The 2849-nt window shown below is 72.1% G+C and carries 3 protein-coding genes; all 3 read right to left on the bottom strand.

Features of this window, described 5'->3' with window-relative positions; translation table 11 throughout:
• Positions 1–166: 166 nt before the first annotated feature.
• Entirely contained in the window at positions 167–1081 is a 915-nt protein-coding gene (locus ACWF94_RS37975; protein WP_453499428.1) for an LLM class flavin-dependent oxidoreductase, read from the bottom strand.
• Positions 1082–1261: 180 nt separating this feature from the next.
• On the bottom strand, positions 1262–1909 hold the full coding sequence (locus ACWF94_RS37970) for an isochorismatase family protein (RefSeq protein ID WP_453499426.1): 648 nt from the start codon (positions 1907–1909) through the stop codon (positions 1262–1264).
• Between the two features lie 320 nt (positions 1910–2229).
• Positions 2230–2709, bottom strand: a complete 480-nt coding sequence (locus tag ACWF94_RS37965) for a MarR family winged helix-turn-helix transcriptional regulator (protein WP_453499424.1) — start codon at positions 2707–2709, stop codon at positions 2230–2232.
• Positions 2710–2849 lie beyond the last annotated feature (140 nt).

Raw genomic sequence — 2849 nt, 5'->3', positions numbered from 1 at the left:
GCGGGGGCGCGTCAGCGGTACCGGGATGCGGTACGCCGCGTGGGGCGGCGGTACCGGGGACCCTCCGGGGCCGATACACCGTCACGGCGGTACCGGGCGGGGTCGGGACCGCACGACGGCGGCCCGGGGAGGGGTCAGTGCGCCGCGACAGCGGCCCGGGGAGGGGTCAGTGCGCCGCGACAGCGGCCCGGACCGCCGGGATCACCTCGTCGGCGAACCGGCGGGCGGCGTCGAGTTCGGACCGTCCGGGGCCGGTCACCTGGGTGTTGAACCCGCCCGCGCCGTGTTCCAGGACGGCGCCGGTGAGTTCCTCGGTCCACTGGCGGGCGGACCCGCCCTGCCACCGTCCCTCGGCGTCCCTGGTGGCGGCCAGATCGCGGTCGGTGAGCGCGCCGCCGAAGTTGAAGTAGCTGATCACCTCGGCGGGGTCCCGGCCCGCCTCCTGTGCCGCGCGGTCGATCAGCGGCCTGGAGGTGCGGTAGCGCTCCGAGAGCCAGTCGGCGCCGAAGCTCGGAATCCAGCCGTCCGTGAGCCGTCCGGTGATCGCCAGGGCCCGGGGGCCGTTCGCCCCGGTCCAGATCCTCGGCGTGGGCACGGGCGCCGGCATGGCCTTGGCGACCTGGTAGAAGCGGCCGTCGAAGGTGACGGGCGTCTCACCGCCACCGGTGAGCCTCCCGATGAGCGTGATGGCTTCCTCGAACGCGCTCACCGCGTCCCCGGGGCTCATCCGCGCCACACCGAACTGGGTGATGCGGTCCCAGATCCCGCCCGAGCCGAGGCCGAGGACCAGCCGTCCGCCGGAGAGCGAGGAGAGCGCCGCGACGGTCCGGGCGAGGACGGGCGCGGGGCGCAGGGGCAGATTGGTGACGCCCACATAGCCGGAGATCCGCCGGGTGTGCCCCAGGGCGTAGCCGAGGGCCGCGTACGCCTCGTGCCGGTCGCCCGCGTAGGGGTGGTCCATGACGGAGAAGAGGTCGTACCCCGACTCGTCCGCCATCCGCAGCCGCTCGATCAGGGCGTCCGAATACGGAAGGGGGGTGTTGAGGTCCAGACCGAAGTAAGGGGGCTGTCGCAGCGCCATGGTGGGTCTCCGCTCCTTGTCGTCCGAGTCGTCCGAGTCGTCCGAGGGGATACGAGCGCGTCGGCCGGGCAGGCAGCGGGGCCCCCGAGCGTGCCCGGATGACCCGCTGCCTGCCCGGCCCCTTCCTCCCAGGGGGTGAGAGGAGGAAGGGGGCCGGGCCCGGCGTGGTACCGCGGCGGGTCAGCCGTTGTTGCCGCTGGCGGCGGCGTGGCTCGCGCTCACCGCTCCATAGAACGGCATGGCGAGGTTGCTGAAGATGTCGGCGGTGCCGGGGCCGCCCGGGTTCTTCCAGTCCCGCAGCAGCTCGGAGATGACACCGACCGTGCTGTTGAGGGTGGCACCGGCGTTCTGGAGGCGCAGCAGGGAGGTCTCACGGGCCAGGACGTTGGTGGTGCCGGAGGCGTCGAAGACGGAGTGCACCTTGTAGCCGCGCCCCAGGGCGGAGAGCGAGGCAAACATCAGGCAGACGTCGGTGATGACACCCGCGATCACCAGGTTGGGCCGGTTCATGGCCCGTACGGCCTCGTCGAACTTCGGGTCGTCGAAGGCGTCGACCTCGCCGCTGCGGTGGATGATCGGAGCGCCCGCGGGCAGCTCGGCCGTCAGCTCCGGAAGCAGCGGTCCGTTGGGGCCCTGCGGGGCGGAGGTGGTCGCCACGATCGGGAGGCCGAAGACCTTGGCCGTACGGGCCAGGGCCTGGGCGTTGCGGCGGACCTCGTTCTGGTCGTGGTCCTGGACGCCCATGAGCAGGCCGGTCTGGTGGTCGACCAGCAGGATGCCCGTGTTCTCGGGGGTCAGCCGGTCGGTGAGGTAGCTGTTCTCGCTCATGTCGTGTGTTCCTTGGGTGTCGGGCCGCTGGCGCGACCTCGGTCGGGAGGGCCGATCCGCAAGCTCTTTGTTGCTTGCGCATTCATCTTAACCATGACCGTGAGGGTCCTATTTCCCGGTGCGCGAAGTTTTTTCCGGGGGGTGCGGGAGGGGTGCGGGAGGGGCGTACGGCGGCCGGCCCCGCGAGGGCTGTCATGGGGACGCGCGGGCAGCCGGCGGCGGAACGGGACCGGGACCGGGACCGGCGGGGACGGGCCAGGGGCAGCCGGGGGCGTACGGAACAGGGCGTACGGGCGGGAACCGGCGGACCGCGCCGGAGGTCAGTCCGCGGGAGTGTCGCAGCCCTCGGGGTGCTCGCCCGTCTTCACCTGTCCGAGCATCTCGTGCAGCGCGGTGAGCTGGCCGGGGAGCAGCAGATCGGCGAAGGTCCGCTCCACCACCTCGGCGTTGGTGCGCACGGCCCCGCGCAGCAGCTTCTTGCCCTCGTCGGTGAGCCGGATCATCGCACCGCGCATGTCCTCCTCCAGCGGCGTCCGGGTGACCAGGCCACGGTCCACGAGCCGGTCGCAGAGCCTGCTGACCGCGCTCTGGGTCAGCACCATCCGCTCCTTCAGCTCCTTGAGCCGCGTCCCGGCGAGCGGGATGTTCACCAGGGCGTCGAACTCACTCACCGAGAGCCGGTGCCGGTCGGCCAGCTCCCGCTCGATCTCGCCCAGAACGCTCTGGTGCACCTCCATCAGCGACCGCCACACCCCGACCTTGAAGGGCCGGGACGGGGTGCTGGAGCTGTTGCGCGGCATGTCCGCCTCCTTCTTGCGTGCGTATGCATCATTCTCGCAGACGACGGGTGTGGGGTGGGGGCGATCACCGCAGGGCCGCGCAGGCGGCTCCGCCGTGGTCGGTGGCAGGTCGCTGGCATGCGCGCTCACCGCGTATGCGC

The organism is Streptomyces sp. NPDC055078, assembly GCF_053607985.1.
The sequence above is the reverse complement of the archived record's forward strand: the minus strand, read 5'-3'. Positions and strand labels throughout refer to the sequence as shown.